The organism is Streptomyces sp. NPDC030840 (assembly GCF_055572015.1).
In genome coordinates this window covers 215,271-231,129 of sequence record NZ_JBVIEE010000015.1, presented here as the reverse complement: position 1 = coordinate 231,129, position 15,859 = coordinate 215,271, and the positions used below count along the sequence as shown (strand labels likewise).

Sequence of the window (15,859 nt, the reverse complement as noted above, 5' to 3'; positions counted from 1 at the left end):
ACGTCGCCCGGACCCGGTTCACTTCATGTGCGTCCACACACTCCGCATGCCCCTGAACACAGCCAGCAGACAGACCTAACGGAGTCCTACTAGTGGGCTATTGGAATAGTCGGCGGAAGGGGCGGCCGCGCATTGAGCGGGCTTGCCGGGCCGCAGCCCCCCCCTGTGCCGTACGGTCGGTCAGAAGCCGCGGGTGGTAAGCCATTCGTCCAGCGCGACCGAGACGATGTCGCCCATGGGCAGGTGATCGAGTTCGTTGTCCAGCGCGAACCGCTTAATCCGCTTCTTCAGCTTCAACGCAGCGGGGACCGAGGCATCGAGGCTCTCTCGCGCGATGATGCGCTGATTGAGGACGACCGCCGCCTCGGGGATGTCCGTGGGACGCCCAGGCCCGTGTTCCCATGACGTCCCGCTAGTGGGTGCCGCATGCGAACCGGCGTGCTGCTCGTACTGCGGACCGGGCGTTCCGCTGCTTACCGGGAACGCCGTGCTGGTGGCAGGCGGCAGAACCGCATGGCGTACGGCCATCTCAGCTCCCTGAGTCGGCCCGTTCTGCGAATCGTGCTCGGCCGACTGTGCGGGCTGGACCGTACGTGCTGCGGGCTCGGGGGCTGGGGCCGGAGGTGGCACCTTCCCCGCCATTGCCTCCCCAGCGGATTCCGTCGCCGCCTCGGAGGCTACGTCAGCGGGGCGAGCCGGCTGACTAGCGGCTGGCTCCGGCACGGCGGCCCTCGGCGTCACCTCGACGGTCGGCTGGGCGGAGCTCTGTGCCACTTTGGGCACCGCCCCGGTCCGGCCCTGTGCCGATGCCTCGGCGGGAACGGCGGAAGGTGCGGGCTGAACCTGCGCCTCGCCCGCAGTGGGACGGCCTTCGTCCTGGGCGGTGGCCTGTTCGGCGGCGGCGTACTGCTCGGGGGTGAGCTCGGCGGCCGGGGGAGGGGGCGGTGGGGTCGCCTTCTTGGCCCCGCCCAGGGTGCGACCCGTGCGGCGGGCCGGGGGTTTCATACGCTCGCTCATGCCGTGAGTTCCTTCATCAGTTCGGCGTACTCGCTCAGTTCGGTGGGGATCTCGCCGAAGGCCTCCATGTAGTGCACCCAGGAGTGGATGGTCGTCTCGGCGAGCGGGAAGGGCTCGTCACGGTCCGGGCCGATGCCCTCGCCCTCGGCGGGCTCCAGCAGCTTGTCCTTCGCCGTGCGGGGCAGGCTGGTGCGGTCGTCGGCCTTGACGAGGACCACGTGGGCGGTGACGTCGCGTTCGTTGCGGGCGGCGGCGTGCTCGGCCTCGTCGAAGGTGGCCACGAGCTTGCGGCGCTCGATCTTGGTGGGTGCGACCGGCACGATCAGCCGGTTCGCCTCGGTGACAGCCTCGTGGAAGATGCGGGCGCTGCCGCCGCCGGCGTCGACCACGATCGCGCCGAACTCGGACCGCTTGTCACGGATGTACTCGGCGATGTCGTCGAACGGGTACCGCTCGACCACCAGGTTGGCCGGGATCTCGAAGCCCTCGGCCTGGGCAACCTTGAACCAGTCGTAGGCGGACTGGCTGGTGGCGTCGGCGTCCAGCAGCAGCGTCGGCAGCTCCAGGACGACGGCGTAGTAGAGGGCGATGAACCAGGCCGAGGTGGTCTTGCCGGTGCCGCCCTTGAGCATGCCGACGACGATCACGAAGGCGTCCCAGGCGCGGGCTGTGGCCGCCGCGAGGGTCTTGATACGGGTGTTCTCGTTCACGTGTGCTTGATCTCCTGAAACTGGAAAGGTGCGTTGTCGTATGTGCGTCGGCGAGAAGGCCGACGTTCGGTGGCGGGTGTCGGCTGACGGCGGCGGGGCCCGTGCTGCCGTGCCGTGTTCGGGATGGCGCACCGTCGGTCCCTTGTTCTGCGGGGCCCAGCCGTTAATAGCTGAGGGCGCGCTCATGACCGCTTCCTCGGGGTGCGGGCCGCGCAGTGGTTGTGCTTGGGCCGCATGCGGGTGCCCGCCTGGTGCAGGAGCCGGTACACGGTGGCGACCGAGTAGTTGGACTCCTTGGCGAGGTCCGGGACCGTGGCGCCAGCCTCATAGCGCGCTCGCAGGGACAGCGCGAGCTTCTGCCGCTCGGCGGCCCGCACTGCGGCGCGCATCCGCAGCGTCTGCTGCGTGGTGCGCACGCTGCCGCCGGCCTCGATCAGCAGACGCCGGGCACCACGCCTCGTTTCTCCCGCGGACGCAGCGAGTTCGGTGAGGGTGGCGCCGTGCTCCTCGTACAAGGTGCGGAGATGTGCTGCGAGTCGTTGGCGCGCTTGGGGGTCCTCGCGCATTCGGCGGGTCTGCCACGACGTGCGCATCACGGTCCCGGCCTCGTGCAGCCGGTTGAGGACCGTGCCGTACGACAGACCGCTGGCGGCAACGAGTTCGTCGACGGTCGCACCGGCCTCGTACCGCTTGCGCAAATCATCAGGGGCCACCGGCTGGTTCTCGGCAGGGTTGGTTGGAGGGTGTTGTTGGTTCATGCGGCGGAGTTCCATTCGCTGAGGGCTTCGGCATGGGCAGCGGCCAGCTCGTCGTAACTGCGCTGGTCGGCAGGGGTGATGAGGATCAGGCGGCCGTCGGTCGCGACCCGCCAGTCGGCGGCCGGACGACCTGTTACGGGGTCGAGGACGCTCCCGTCCGGGGCGTGCCACGTCATCGGGATCTCGTCGGGTCGCGGCGCGGGGACCAGCACTCGGCGGCCGTCGCGGACGATCACCACAGCCTTGGTGCGGTGCTTCGCGAGCCGGTCCAGCACCTCCCGGTAGGCCGCGCGTTGGGCCTCGTGCAGGGCCTTACGCCGGGCGGCGAGGCCCGTGGTGCCGTACTGCTCGGCCACCGTGTCCCAACCGTTGGCTGGCACGGCGTCGAGCCCGGTAACGGGGACAGGGAGACCGTCACCGAAGCCCTCCAGGGCCCGTGGCGCGAGGGTCCAGGTCTCCCCGGTGTGCTGGACGAGGCCGTGGTCGGCCAGGCGTTTCAGAGTCCGGTAGGTGGTGGCGCGGGAGACGGAGGAGGTGCCGACGAGTTCGGTGACCGTCTGGTGGGGGCGTTGGTGCAGGGCGCTGATGAGCATGAGGGCGGCGCTGCCGAGGCCGTGGTGGGCGAAGGCGTCGTGGCCCATCAGTCGGGCGAGGACGGTGGAGTCGATGTCGGCCGTCGTGGCCGTCTCAGGAGTGGGCCACTCCTCAAGTGCCGGGTCGGGGGGGAACTGAGTGGTCCGGAAACGAGACAACGGAGCAGGGGCACCTTGGCCGGGAGCGCTGCCGCAATCGAGGTACCACGTGGAGCCTTCCCGTCCGTGGCCCACCCGCAGCCGGCGCAGCCAGCCCTGCGGCTTGAGGACGGTGTCGTAGACGGCCCGCAGTGTCGTGCGGGAGATGCCGGCTTCCTCCGCGGTCTGCCGCTCACTGGCGTGATGCAGGGGACCGCCCGCGATCTCGGCGAAGGTCAGATGCGCACGCAGCACCCGCAGCGCGGTCCGTCCCCGCTCCCCGCGCCAAGGCGTGGTCTCGATGCGGTCCCGCAGCGCCGCGAGGACTTCGTAGGCGTCGTGCCGGGAGTCCAGCAGCCTGGTGGTGCTCACCGCTTCCGAAGCGTTGCCCCACAGTCGGCGGATGTAGTCCAGGGCACGCGTCTGCCCGGAGCGCAGCGCGATGCTGCGGGCGGGTCGGCCGCCTTCGTGCTCGGGGTGCAGCAGCAGTTGGGTCAGCTGGTCGACGGTGCCGCCGGCGCGGGCCACGTGGCAGGCGATAGCCGCAGTGATCCGGTGCCCGTGCTTGGCCGCCCCCTGTCGGTCCGGGCGCAGTGCCACGGTCCGGCCGCCGGGGGCAAGCCGGCTGTAACTGCCGGTGGCGTAGCGGCCGGTGAGGTCGCCGAACAGAATGAGATCGGTAGCAGCCGACGGAAGTCGGGCGTGGCTGAGAATGCCGCGGAATTCGGTGGAGTGTCGTTGAGAGAGGGCGTGATGGGTGCTGTTTGGCACGGTGGGGTCGTCTCGCAAAAACGTGGACGCCACCCAGGCCCGCTAAAACCACGGGTGGTGTCCGGAACCGACCTCCATCGGCGCCAGAAAGGTCCCCAGGATGGCCGTCCTGGAGGCCCTCGTATGCCTGGCCCCGAGTGGAGGCAGGCGTCCCCATCGCAGCTCGACCGAGGTCGAAACAGAGCACCGCCAGAGAGGCCCACTGGTGATCCACACCGGCCAACTCAGGTCCCTCAGAAGCCTGTTGCAGAGGCTGCTGCCTCTGACTGCCTCTGAGCGACCCGGGTCGAACCGGGGTCGAATCAGAGCGGTTTCCTCTGACTGCCTCCGATCGCCTCCGCAACCCGTCCTAGCAGGTCACAGCCTCATCGCCCCCACACAAGCGCAGGTCAGAAAGGTGCGCTAGCTGTACCACTGGTTCCTGGCGAAGGCGGTCATGTGAGGCATGGGGTTCCCGTCCCTGTCGGCGGGGCGTCGTCGCCCCGCGTGCCGTGGTTGGAATCAGGGTCGTGAGGCTCGCATCGACTCGGCAAGACGGCTTCTGTCAGGCGGAAGAAGTTCTGTAAAGAGGCTGGTCAGAGCCTTGTTCTGGCAACCCCTGGTCGCCAGAGTGGAGTGCCGCGTGGTGCGGCCCTTCGGTTCGCGGGCTTGGTCAGGCTGTTTGTTCGTGCCGGGGCTGGTAGGGAGTGCCGTCGCGGAGCATCGCGAAGAGCGCATCGACGCGGCGGCGGGCTCGGCCTGCCCGCTGTGTTCGGCACGCCGGGGATGCTGTTCATCACGATCTTCTACATCGCCATGGCGGTATTGACGTCCGGCGCCACGGCTCCCCTCCGAGCCCTTCCCGGTTTCTACCGCGTCCTCGGCGAGTTCGAGCGCCGACGCGGGTCTGGCCCGGGGCTGGGTGATGCTGGGCGTGGGACTCGCGGTCGCCGGCCTCTTCGGCTCCGGCATGACCCGGTTCTACGACCGTAAGGGGCTGCATCGCATTCCCGCCGACGAGGAACCGCAGCCGGTCCTCGCTCGGGCATGGTCCGGTGACCGGTGAGGGGTGGAACTGGGCACGACCGCCCCATCCCTCACTTTTTTGACCAATCGCACAGGTGGGATCGTCGTGGTCAGCCGTCGGCCCGCAGTGCGACCGTGCGCTGTTCGAGCCTGCGCAGCGCCATGTCCCCCCACCGGAGGTTCTCCCGCTCGAACGACATCCCGCGCAGCAGGGTGAGATACGGGCCGATGCGCTCGGCCTCGGTGAAGTAGGCCTCCTCCGAACGCCCGTCGAGCAGACGCTGCCGGAGCCTCTCGTAGCGGGCCAGCTTGGCGGTGGCCCACTCCATGCGCTCCGCGATGGCATTCCGGACCGCTTCCATGTCGCCTGCGTCCAGGCACTGCACCTTGACAAGCAACTCGTCCCGGACCACCGCCGGTTTGCCCAAGGGCTCGGCGGTGTAGGCGTGGACGGCCTTCCGCCCGGCCTCCGTCAAGGAGAACAGCCGCTTGTTGGGGCGGCGCTCCTGCTCGACGACACGGGCCGTGACGAGTCCTTCGGCCTCCATGCGGTCCAGCTCCCGGTAGAGCTGCTGGGGCGTCGACATCCAGAAGTTGGCCACCGTCGCGTCGAACGCCTTTGCGAGGTCGTATCCGGACGCCTCGCCCTCCAGCAGCGCGGCCATCACCGCGTTCCGCAAAGCCATGGCAACACGCTAGCAGTGTTGTGATTAATCAACGAAGTGACTGAAGTCGCTCTCTCCTCGTGACACGGCGCGGCCTGCCCTCTAGTATCCACCACACCTATTCAAATTGTTGAGTATTTGAGGTGGACTCATGCATCCCTTCCGTAAGGCCGTCGAGAGCAAGGACCTGGACGCAGTGGCCGCCCTGCTGGCCGACGACGTCGTCTTCACCAGCCCCGTCGCCTTCAAGCCGTACCCGGGCAAGGCCATCACCGCCGCGATCCTGCGCGGCGTGCTCCGGGTTTTCGAGGACTTCACCTACATCCGTGAGATCGCCAACCCCGACGGCCGCGATCACGCCTTCGTCTTCACCGCCACCGTCGCCGGCAAGCAGCTCCAGGGATGCGACTTCCTGCACTTCGACGACGACGGGAAGATCGACGAGTTCACGGTGATGGTGCGTCCGCTCTCCGCCGCCCAGGCGCTCGGCGAGGCCATGGGTGCCCAGTTCGAGCAGATCGCCCGAGAGGCAGCCGAACAGTGACCGGCCACAACGTCCCCGGTGGCTGCGCCACCTCCTTCCGACGAGGCCTCTTCGAGTTCGAGCCGGCGCCGCACCAGCTGTCCAGTCGGCCTGGAAGGCAGCAGTACACGATGCGCGGGCTGTTCGAGAAGCTGGACATCGCTGACTCGCTGTAGTTCGAGCAACCACCCGCGTCGAGCGCTTCTCCGCGCTCGCCAGGGACGTGACAGAGCCGTCACAGCACGCGACCTCGCCGCCCGGATGCTCGCGCGGCCAAGCTTCCAGCGTGTCGGCGGTGCGGTCGGGCAGCGCGTCGATCCGCTCATGGGCCTCGGCGTCGATCACCACGGTGGCATAGCGATGCCGCTGGCGCAGAGCGAAGTCGTCGCCGCCGAGGCGGGCGTCCGCCCGGTAGGCAAGGGAATGCGCAGCAGGGCGCGCAGGGGCCGTGTGGCGACAGGCCTGCCACGTGTATCGCCAGCAAACGAGATCTCGCCCGGCACGCCAACTCCTTGACCACAGGCCTTGATGGTCAGACGGGCCGAGCCTCGCTGGTAACGGTCCCCCGGGAAGATGGTCAAGGGCATGGGCGGTGCGATGGACCTCGTCCCAGAGCGCCCGCCGCGCCATCGTCCTGATGGAACACACCGCCAAGGACGGCACCCCCAAGATCCTCAAGGAGTAGCACCCTTCCGCTCACCGGCGAACGGTGTGTCCACATCCGGGAGTGACCATCGAGGACATCGCAGCCCGCACCGACGCGCCCGTGATCCCGAATCCGTGAGCCGTTGACGTGGAAGGCGGGGCGGGCAGGAACCACGGTCCTTGCCCGCCCCGCCTTCCACGTCCTGTTCTCAGCTGCGTGTGCTTCACCGCCCATGCGCCCATCGCGCGCACGGCTGACAGCTCGGCGTCCGTTGGGCGTTGTGGTTCGTTCAGGAGAGTCCTCACCATGGGTCGCCGGCTCCGGGCCGGTTCGGACCTCGCCGAACGTGGTCTGGTCAGCAGACCCGGCCGCACAACTCCGGAAAGCCTCCCAGCCATGTGATCACACGCCGCGAAGCCGTGATTCCTGCCTCACCAAGATCACTCAAGGGAGGCGGCGCTGGGTCCACGCGCGCGGCGTCGGCATGTCCCAAACAGGCAATTCGCCATGTCTCCCACGGGAAAGACCTGGACTCGGCTCTGGGGGTTCACTGTCGGCCACCTCGACGAAAAGGAGCCGAAACATGCCCGAGGAAGCCAGGTCGGAATTCTGGAAGGGCCTCAAGCCGATCGCCGACTCGATGAAGCCGGACGCGCAGCCGGAGGTCTATCTGTCCCAGGTGGCCACCGACGACGACCGGTACTACGCACCGCTCAGCGAGACCGTGGGATCACGACCGCTGTGGATCAACGTCAAGGACAACTCCTGGGCCGACATCCTCTGCGCCAAGCAGGCCGGACTCGTCAACCGGCACTACCACCCGCACGAGGTGTTCGCGTACACGATCTCCGGCAAGTGGGGTTACCTGGAGCGGCCCTGGACCGCGCGGGCCGGTGACTTCGTCTACGAGGCCCCGGGCGAGGGGCACACGCTGGTGGCCTACGAGAGCGACGAGCCGATGAAGGCGTTCTTCATCGTCAAGGGCCCGTTGATCTGGCTGGACGAGGACGGCGGAACCACCGGCTACTTCGATGTCCACGACTACATCGAGCTGTGCAGGAACCACTACGAGAAGGTCGGCATCGGCGCCGACTACGTCAACTCACTCTTCCGGTGACCCCGGTCCTACCGCTCGAACGAGGTTCCGATGCCACGTATCCGTACCCGTGTCCGGCCCGACGTAGAAGCGCCCGCGGCCATCGACGTTGCACCACGCCGCTATGAGAACCGGCTGTTGCTGATCCTCTTCCTCGCCTTCGGATTCGTCTTCTTCGACCGCCAGGCGCTGCCGTTCCTTGCCCCGTTCATCAGCAAGGAAATCCAACTGTCCAACACCGAACTGGGCACACTGTCCGGAGTGCTGGCACTCACATGGGCACTGTCCGGGCTGGTGGCCGGCCGTCTGTCGGACAGGCTCGGCAGACGTAAACCCATTCTGATCGCCGCGGTGGTCCTCTTCTCCTGCTTCTCCGCGGCGGGCGGGCTGATGACCGGCTTCCTCGGTCTCCTCGTCGCCCGGGCCCTGATGGGCGTGGCGGAGGGAGCCGTGCTGCCGCTGGCCCAGTCACTGATGGTGGAGGCGTCCCGGGAGAGCCGTCGGGGTCTCAACATGGGGCTGCTCCAGGGCTCGTCGGCAGGTCTGATGGGCGGGATCCTGGCTCCGCTGGCGGTGGTGTGGCTGGCCGAGCTCCATGGCTGGCGCACGGCCTTGCTCGTGACGATCGTGCCTGGTCTGCTCATCGCGGCCTGGATCGCGAAGTCGGTCAGGGAGGTGCCTCCCGGCGGCCGGGTCCAGGTCGCCGCCGCCGACGCCGAGGTCATCTCCGAGACGACGGCCGGCCCCAAGCCGTCGGTGCGGGAGGTTCTGCGACACCGCAATATCGTCCTGTGCATGGCGGTCGCGTGCTGCTACCTGACCTGGTTCATCGTCATCGTCACCTTCACCCCTACCTACCTGCTGACCGTCAAGGGCTTCTCCCCGAGCACCATGAGTGGAGTGATGACCTGCCTGGGCGTGGGGTGGGTGCTGTGGGGGTTCCTCACCCCGGCTGTCTCCGACCGCATCGGCCGCAAGCCGACCATGATCGCCTTCTCGGCGACAGCTGCCCTGTGTCCGCTCGCGGTGGTTTACGTCACCGATCCGGTGGCGCTGGGCCTGGTCGTCGTGCTCACCTACACGGGGCTCGGCTGCTTCACCCTGTTCATGGCCACCATCCCCGCCGAGACGGTGCCCCGCGGTGCGCTGGCCACCGCACTCGGGTTGGTCATGGGGGTCGGCGAGCTGGCCGGTGGCTTCCTCGCTCCGGTGATCGCCGGGCGCGCGTCGGACGTCTGGGGCCTGCAGACGGCCATGTTCATCTCCGCCGGCGGCGCCGTCGCCGTCGTCCTGCTGTCCCTCGGCCTGAGGGAGACCGCGCCGCGGGTGCTGCGCCGGCGGGCCGAACGGGCCGCCGCTGCGGTCGGCCCGCGCACAGTGGTGGCGGGAGCGGCCGAATGAGGGCCGGCACGCAGCGTATGCAGGCCGCTGCCTGGTACGGAGCCAGGGACGTCCGCATAGCCGAGGTGGATGTTCCCACACCCGGGCCCGGTGAGGTGCTCATCGAGGTCGCCTACTGTGGCATCTGCGGCAGCGACCTGCACGAATACACAACCGGGCCGCACGCCATCCCTGTCGCGGAGCCGCACCCGGCCTCCGGCGCCACAGCCCCGCTCGTCCTCGGCCACGAGTTCTGCGGGACCGTGGTGGCCCTCGGGCCGTCGGTGACCGGCCTGACGATCGGCGACCGGGTGGCGGTCGAACCGAACTACCGGTGCGGAGCGTGCCCACGGTGCCGGGCAGGTGAGTACAACATCTGCCGGCACTTCGGGTTCGCCGGGCTGATGGGGAACGGCGGGATGGCCGAGTACGCCGCCATCCCCGCCTACATGGCGCACCGCCTCCCCGAGACCGTGTCGCTGGAGCAGGCCGCGCTCTTCGAGCCGGCGTCGGTCGCCCTGCACGCACTACGGCGCGCCGGGACCACACCCGAGACCGTGACGGTGGTCGGCCTGGGCCCGGTCGGCCTGCTCACCGTCCGGCTCGCCGCGGAACGCGGGGTGCGGCGCATCGTCGCCGTCGACGTTTCCCCCGCTCGCCTGCACCGCGCGGCCGGGCTCGGCGCCACCGATCTGATCGACGCGGGCCGGGAAGAAGGCGCCGGGCAGCGGATCCGTGAGCTGACCGGCGGTGAGGGCGTCGACGTCGCGTTCGAGGTGGTCGGATCCGAGAGCGCCCTGCGCACCTGCCTGGCCGCGACCCGGCGCGGCGGCCGGGTCGTCCTCGTCGGCCTGGCCCCTCAGGTGTCTCTGGACACCTTCGCACTGGTCAACAACGAGCAGTCGATCGTCGCCAGCGTCGGCTACCGCGACACCTATCCGGAACTCATCCGGCTCGTCGCGGAGCGAGGGCTGGACCTGACACCGGTCGTCACCTCGACCATCGCCCTCGGCGCTCTGGTCCCCCAGGGCTTCGAGGCGCTGCTGGACGGTCCGGGAAACCAGGTCAAGATCCTGGTCGACCCCACCGCACACCGTGACCGCCTCGACCGCCTCGTCCCCTGCGCGGCGTCAGCCGGGACCGCGGCGCATGCGACCTCGGACCGCGGAAGGAGGTGCTGAGAGCGGCTCACCGCGATCGTGCGGGCGTGGGCCAGCCGGCGAGCCCCCGGCTCCCACTCCGGCCGGCCCCGGGACGGCGCCTCCCGGCTGACCGGTCCCGCGTGGCCGAGCCCACGACGGACGGCAGCCGCGTGAACCCGCCGGCACCAGGCTCGGCCGCCATGCCTCCCCCTCCCGGCCTGCTTGCTCGGCCTCAAGGCGCGACCGGTGACGCGGCAGCGCACCGGGGGTACTCTCGCCGGGAGACAGCACCAGGCACCTCCGACGGCCCCTCACGTCAGAGCACGAGGCCCAGCCCGGTGGCCGCACCGACTCCCTGTCGTCACGCAGAGCGGTCCTGCACCACAGGCATCAGGGATGCACGGGCTGGAAAGGAGATTCAGGTGAACCTGCCTATCGTCTCCCGCGTGTCCACGCAGTCGGTCGACCCGGCGGACCGCATCGACTTCTGGGAGGAACACAACCGACAGGCTCTGGTGGGCTTGACCTGCTCGTCGTACTCGCAGGAGGGCCTGCTGGCCGCGGAGACGAATGTCGAGCTGGGCGACCTGCGGCTGGCAGAGATCGCCGGCAACGAGCACGTCATCGAACGGACCCCACGGACCTGTCGGACCCTGCCGAAGGACTCGATCTTCGTCACGCTGCTGACAGCAGGCTGCGGGGTGTTCTTCCACGAGGGCGGCTGCGTCACCCTGCAGACGGGCGACCTGATCCTCTACGACACGCGGCGGCCCTATCTGTTCGGGTTCCCCTCTCCCATGCGGCAGCTGCTGGTGGACATCCCCCGTGAGGTGTTCGCCGCGCGATGTGCCCCCGGCGAGGTGTCCGCGCCGATACTGCTCGGCAGGGGGTCGGCCGCCGAAGGTGCGCAGACTTCCGCGCTGGAGACGGTACTGGCCGACTGGGTCACGGGCCAGGGCGGCGAGGACTCGGTCAGCACCCAGGCCACCGTGCTGGACCTCGTCCGTACGCTGGCCGCACCGAGGCTGGGTGGTTCCACACCGCCCGCCATGCTCTCTCAACTGGCGGTGGCCAAGGACTACATAGCCCGGCACCTCGCCGACCCCGGGCTGAGCTCGGGGCGGGTCGCCGAGGCGATCGGAGTGTCCGCGCGGCACCTCAGCCGCATCTTCCAGCCGACCGGAGTGAGCCCCTCCCGCTACATTCTCGAACAGCGGCTCGGCAAGGCCCGGGAGGTGCTCGCCGATCCGGGCTCCCGCCATCTGACGATCGCCGAAGTCGCCCATTGCTGGGGCTTCGCCAGCCAGGCCCACTTCACCCGGGTCTTCCGGAGCCGTTTCGGCCGAACCCCGGGGGAAACGCGTCCGTTCATCCCCTAGAACTGCGGTTGCGGCGCGTCGGGGCTGGAGATCCCTCCCGAAGGGCGCGGGCGCGCACCTCCATCTCGAACAGATAGTCCAGGGTGGAGATGACTCCAGTGGGGTTTCATGACTCATCCAGCAGGTTCGCCGAGGCGCCGTCGGTAGTGACTGCGTCGGGGTGTTGCCTGTTGCTGTCCGGGCCAGATCGCTGCAGCCCTGCACGGACGGCCGGATCTTGAGACGCTTCAGGAACTGCGATGCGCACCTGCACTGGAAGGTCGCCTGCGGGCTGGGCCTGCATGGCCTGGCGACCTGTCGCTGCGGGCCTACTCCCGCTGCCTCGACCGCTCGGCCCGCCCAAGCGCGGTGCGGCAGGTGGGTGGAGGCCGGCGGCTCCTGCGGGGTAGTGGGCGGCGGAGACCGCCCCTTGTCACCGCCTGGCCGTGTCGTCGCTCTGTCCGGGGACCCGCGGCGGTGAGGTCGTGGTGAGGGACCAGCACCGCCGCCCGTTCCGGGATGGCCTGCTACTTGATGCGGATCTCGGCGAGTTGGAGGCGGTACTTGGTGGTCTCGTCCGAGGCGGGCCTGCCGAGCTTGGAGGCCTTCAGGCGTAGATAGCGGCCGGTGGCGGAAGTGAGGGTGTAGGTCTGAGCGGCTCCGTTGGGGTTGGGTTCGGCAGTGATGGTGCGGGCGGTGGTGTAGGTCCCGGATCCGTCGGGGCGAGTCTGGATGGTGAAGTCGACGGGGAAGCCCGCTGTGCCGCCGCCGGCTGCGCCGGTGCCCGTGCGGGGGTGCAGGGTGACGGAGCCGATGGCCCGGTCGGCGCCGAGGTCGATCTCGATCCACACCGGTGTGGCGCTGACGTCGGCGGAGGGGAAGTCGATGCTGGTGAAGCCCTTGGCGCCGGTCACGCTGGTCAGGGTGCCGTCGAGGACCCGTGTCTTGCCCCAGTCGCCGTTCTCCAGCGTGTAGTTGGCGGTGACGGTGGTCGCGGCGGTGGGGACGGTGAGTTCGGCCAGCTGGAGGCGGTACTTGGTGGTCTCGTCGACGGGAGGGGTACCGAGCTTGGTGGCTTGCAGGCGGACGTAGCGGGCTGTCGTGGTTGCGAAGCCGTACGTCTGCACGAGCCCGCCCGGGTTGGGCTCGGCGGTGATCGTGCGGGCGGTGGTGTAGGTGCTCGACCCCTCGCGGCGGGTCTGGATCGTGAAGTCGACGGGGAAGCCCGCTGTGCCGCCGCCGACCGCCGGGGTGTCGGTGCGGGGGAAGAGCCGTACGGCGTCGAGGTCGGTGTCGGCGCCGAGGTCGATCTCGACCCAGACGGGGGTGCCGCTGATGTCGGCGGAGGGGAAGTCGTTGCTGGTGTAGCCCTTGGCGCCGGTCACGCTGGTGAGCGTGCCGTCGGTGAGCCGGTTCTTGCCCCAGTTGCTGTTCTCCAGGCTGCTGTTGCTGGTGACGGGCCGACCGAGGGCGAGGTTGTCCAGGCGGCCGGCGCCGGCGACGGTGAACGTCCAGCTGCCCGGCTGGAGGGTGAAGTAGACGTACGCGGAGTCCTTGCTCGCGTAGCTGAGCCCCGAGACGCTGCCGGTGGAGGCGCCGCCCGTGAAGACCGTGGTTCCGTTGGCCTTGATGACCGGTGAGGAGCCGCCGTACGTCGGAACACCCACCCGCGCGGTTGTTGCACTCGGGGAGGTGAGGGTCAGGGAGAGCTGCTCGCCGTCGCGCGTGATGCCGAAGCGAATGTCACCCTTGACGGTCGGCGTGACCGTGTTGATCTTCGTGAGGGTGCCGGTCTGCGGGATGACGTCGTACGTGGCCCAGCCGGGCTTGGTGGGACGGATGCCGGCGGCGTAGGCGGACAGCGCGTACAGGGGGCCACCGTTCCAGGCATGATTGTCGGTGCCGCCCGATTTGTCCCATATCTCCCAAAGGGTGTAGCAGGTGGGGTCGGCGACCTGGGCGGCGTAGCGGTTGCGCATCCGCTCCTCGGCGACGGTGGCCGCCCCCATGAGGTAGAGCGCTTCCAGGACGTAGAACTCCATGTAGGGGCTGGCGTTGAGGTGGGTGCGCAGGACCTCGGTGATCGCCCGGTGTCGGGAGGCGGGCGCGAGGCCGGCGACGACGGCGAGACCGTTGGCGCGGTCGTCGGTGTCCTTGGTGTAGCCGGGTGAGCGGTACTCGTTCCTGGAGGTGTCCCACAGAACGCGGTCGAAGTTGGCCTTGATGCTGTCGCGCTTGGCCTGCCATGCGGCGACGTCGCCGCTGTTGCCGCTGAGACCGGCGAGGGTGATGGCCGTGTCGAGGGCCAGGTAGTACCAGCAGTTGTCCAGGACGCGGGCGTCGATGTTGGTGCCCCAGTCCTCCCAGTCCCAGTCCCCGGCCCGGTGGCTGACCAGGCCGGCCGAGTCCAGGCTCCACAGGTTCAGGTACGCCTTCACCGCCGGGTAGGTGTCGGAGACCGCATCGGAGTTGCCCGTGTAGAGGTGGTACGTACCGAAGGCCCACACCGAGGCGAGCATCTGGACGGGCAGTTCAGCGGTCCAGATGGTGGACGGCATCGGCGAGTAGAGCACGCCACTGGGCTTCTGCCAGGCGCTCAGCTCGGCGATGGCCTTGGCGCCGAGGGCGTGGGAGCGGGTGTCGAAGGTGTAGAAGCCTTCTTTGAGCTGATTGACCACATCGCCCCACCACTGGGCGCGCTCGCGGGTGGGGCAGTCCATGTAGGTGTCGCGCATGTTGACGTACATCGTGCGCGCCGCCTTGCCCCACAGGGTGTCGAAGAAGGCGTCATTGCTGCTGAACGATCCGGCGAAGTCGGTGTCGTAGCCGGACTCCCGGTACTTGAGATCCAGGATGGTGACGCCCGTGGGGATCGTGTACTTCACCGCCGTGCCGCTCATCCAGGCCAGCGCCTCGAACTCCTGGACCCCGCCCGCGCAGACGTAGGTGGCGCGTATGTTGTTTTCCGCCCCGGGTGTGAGGCCGGTCAGGCCGTCGCCGTCGGCGTAGTGGTCGGTCTGCATGCCGATCACCGCGCCGGCTGGAGCGTCCACCTTCAGATATGGCGTGACCTGGAGGTTCGAGGGCAGGGTGGCTGTGATGGCGGCGGCGCCCTGTCCCGTGGACGGCAGCGACGACGCGTTGCCGTAGGACTTCAGGCTCGAGTACCGGAACTGTGGGACCGGCCGCCGGACGAGATCGTTCCAGGGCGCGGCACCGGCGGCTCCGAAGTCGGTGGGGGCACTCCAGGCGCTGTCGTCGAAGCCGGCCGACTGCCAGGCGGTCATGGCGGTGGCGTTGCGGGCGTCGTAGTAGATGTTCGACTCGGGCAGGCGGAAGTTGACCTGGGTGCCGCTGGTGTTGTTGGAGTATCCCGGGTGGACGGTGTGCTTCCAGGTGGTGTCGCTGACGACCCGGGTGGTGGTGGAACCGGTGGTGATGTCGGACTGGAACAGCAGACCGCCCTTGCCGCTGCTGCTGTGCGAGAACCCCTGCTTGCCGAAGTACCACACCAGCAACGCCACCGTGTTGCGGCCGCTCGTGAGGTACGGGGCGAGGTCGATCTCGTCGTGGTAGGTGCCGGTGCGGTTGGGGCCGCGCTTGAGCTGGCCGTCGAAGACGACGAGCGTGCCGTTGACCCACAGCCAGTACTTGGAGTCCGCCGCGATCTGCGTCACCGCCTTCGACGGCGCGGAGCCCAGGGTGAACGATCTGCGGAACGCCACCCACTGGTTCGCCGAGCTGGACGGAGCCCAGATCCACTTCGCGGTCCAGGAGACGGCGGCCGACGCCACGGGAGCGAGCCCCGGCAGCAACACCGAGCCGAGGGCGGGGGCGAGCGCCACGGCTATGGCCGAGCGCAGGGCGGACCGGCGCGTTACAGAGGACATGCGGGCTCCTACTGTGGATGTGCGGTGATGGCGGGGAGGGCAGGCGTCCTGGAGATCAGGCAAGGGAGAGGCCTGTGGGACGCGGTGTTTTGAATCGTTTCATTACCGTGTTTGCAGCGGGAATTCTTTGCCGCCGCGCGAGGGGGTGTCAAGGCCTGTGCGGCCGG

The 15,859-nt window shown here is 69.0% G+C and carries 13 protein-coding genes and 2 pseudogenes; 8 read left to right on the top strand and 7 right to left on the bottom strand.

What is annotated here, in order from left to right:
- Window positions 1-180: 180 nt before the first annotated feature.
- The 4 genes from ACZ49J_RS29405 to ACZ49J_RS29390 all read right to left on the bottom strand — a co-directional run bounded on the left by ACZ49J_RS29405 (window position 181) and on the right by ACZ49J_RS29390 (window position 3,987).
- The gene (locus tag ACZ49J_RS29405; protein WP_467453007.1) at window positions 181-528 is read right to left on the bottom strand and encodes a hypothetical protein; all 348 of its coding nucleotides are present in this window, start codon (window positions 526-528) and stop codon (window positions 181-183) included.
- Between the two features lie 485 nt (window positions 529-1,013).
- Window positions 1,014-1,727 carry a ParA family protein gene (locus ACZ49J_RS29400; RefSeq protein ID WP_467453006.1) on the bottom strand — a complete coding sequence of 238 codons (714 nt, stop codon included), beginning with the start codon at window positions 1,725-1,727 and terminating at the stop codon, window positions 1,014-1,016.
- A 182-nt stretch (window positions 1,728-1,909) separates the two neighbouring features.
- Window positions 1,910-2,500: a helix-turn-helix domain-containing protein gene (locus ACZ49J_RS29395; protein WP_467453005.1), complete on the bottom strand. Its 591-nt coding sequence runs from the start codon at window positions 2,498-2,500 to the stop codon at window positions 1,910-1,912.
- On the bottom strand, window positions 2,482-3,987 hold the full coding sequence (locus tag ACZ49J_RS29390) for a helix-turn-helix domain-containing protein (protein WP_467453004.1): 1,506 nt from the start codon (window positions 3,985-3,987) through the stop codon (window positions 2,482-2,484). Before ACZ49J_RS29390 ends, ACZ49J_RS29395 begins: the two co-directional genes overlap by 19 nt.
- 913 nt (window positions 3,988-4,900) lie before the next feature.
- On the opposite strand from ACZ49J_RS29390, the gene ACZ49J_RS29385 reads away from it, so the two are divergent.
- Window positions 4,901-5,032 (top strand): hypothetical protein, encoded by a 132-nt coding sequence (locus ACZ49J_RS29385; protein ID WP_467453003.1) that lies wholly within the window; start codon window positions 4,901-4,903, stop codon window positions 5,030-5,032.
- A gap of 70 nt (window positions 5,033-5,102) precedes the next feature.
- Here the strand turns inward: ACZ49J_RS29385 and ACZ49J_RS29380 are convergent, their stop codons facing one another.
- Window positions 5,103-5,678 (bottom strand): PadR family transcriptional regulator, encoded by a 576-nt coding sequence (locus ACZ49J_RS29380; RefSeq protein WP_467453002.1) that lies wholly within the window; start codon window positions 5,676-5,678, stop codon window positions 5,103-5,105.
- A 130-nt stretch (window positions 5,679-5,808) separates the two neighbouring features.
- Here ACZ49J_RS29380 and ACZ49J_RS29375 point away from each other — a divergent pair, with 130 nt between their 5' ends.
- Both ACZ49J_RS29375 and ACZ49J_RS29370 read left to right on the top strand, forming a co-directional pair.
- Window positions 5,809-6,201: a nuclear transport factor 2 family protein gene (locus ACZ49J_RS29375; RefSeq protein ID WP_467453001.1), complete on the top strand. Its 393-nt coding sequence runs from the start codon at window positions 5,809-5,811 to the stop codon at window positions 6,199-6,201.
- Complete coding sequence (locus tag ACZ49J_RS29370) at window positions 6,198-6,356, top strand: hypothetical protein (RefSeq protein ID WP_467453000.1); 159 nt, start codon at window positions 6,198-6,200, stop codon at window positions 6,354-6,356. The genes ACZ49J_RS29375 and ACZ49J_RS29370 overlap by 4 nt, the downstream gene beginning before the upstream one ends.
- Before the next feature lie 46 nt (window positions 6,357-6,402).
- Here ACZ49J_RS29370 and ACZ49J_RS29365 read toward each other — a convergent pair.
- Window positions 6,403-6,743, bottom strand: a pseudogene (locus tag ACZ49J_RS29365) (ISL3 family transposase); the annotation flags it as partial.
- Window position 6,744: 1 nt separating this feature from the next.
- On the opposite strand from ACZ49J_RS29365, the pseudogene ACZ49J_RS29360 reads away from it, so the two are divergent.
- From ACZ49J_RS29360 to ACZ49J_RS29340, 5 genes and pseudogenes are all read left to right on the top strand, one after another.
- Window positions 6,745-6,964: pseudogene (locus tag ACZ49J_RS29360) on the top strand (CoA-transferase); the annotation flags it as partial.
- 445 nt (window positions 6,965-7,409) lie between these two features.
- On the top strand, window positions 7,410-7,943 hold the full coding sequence (locus tag ACZ49J_RS29355) for a 2,4'-dihydroxyacetophenone dioxygenase family protein (protein WP_467452999.1): 534 nt from the start codon (window positions 7,410-7,412) through the stop codon (window positions 7,941-7,943).
- Between the two features lie 30 nt (window positions 7,944-7,973).
- Window positions 7,974-9,323, top strand: coding sequence for an MFS transporter (locus ACZ49J_RS29350; RefSeq protein WP_467452998.1), 1,350 nt, complete (start codon window positions 7,974-7,976; stop codon window positions 9,321-9,323).
- Window positions 9,320-10,483: a 2,3-butanediol dehydrogenase gene (locus ACZ49J_RS29345; RefSeq protein WP_467452997.1), complete on the top strand. Its 1,164-nt coding sequence runs from the start codon at window positions 9,320-9,322 to the stop codon at window positions 10,481-10,483. The genes ACZ49J_RS29350 and ACZ49J_RS29345 overlap by 4 nt, the downstream gene beginning before the upstream one ends.
- A gap of 407 nt (window positions 10,484-10,890) precedes the next feature.
- Window positions 10,891-11,823, top strand: coding sequence for a helix-turn-helix domain-containing protein (locus tag ACZ49J_RS29340; protein ID WP_467452995.1), 933 nt, complete (start codon window positions 10,891-10,893; stop codon window positions 11,821-11,823).
- A gap of 506 nt (window positions 11,824-12,329) precedes the next feature.
- Here the strand turns inward: ACZ49J_RS29340 and ACZ49J_RS29335 are convergent.
- Window positions 12,330-15,692: an alpha-L-rhamnosidase-related protein gene (locus ACZ49J_RS29335; protein WP_467452994.1), complete on the bottom strand. Its 3,363-nt coding sequence runs from the start codon at window positions 15,690-15,692 to the stop codon at window positions 12,330-12,332.
- Window positions 15,693-15,859 lie beyond the last annotated feature (167 nt).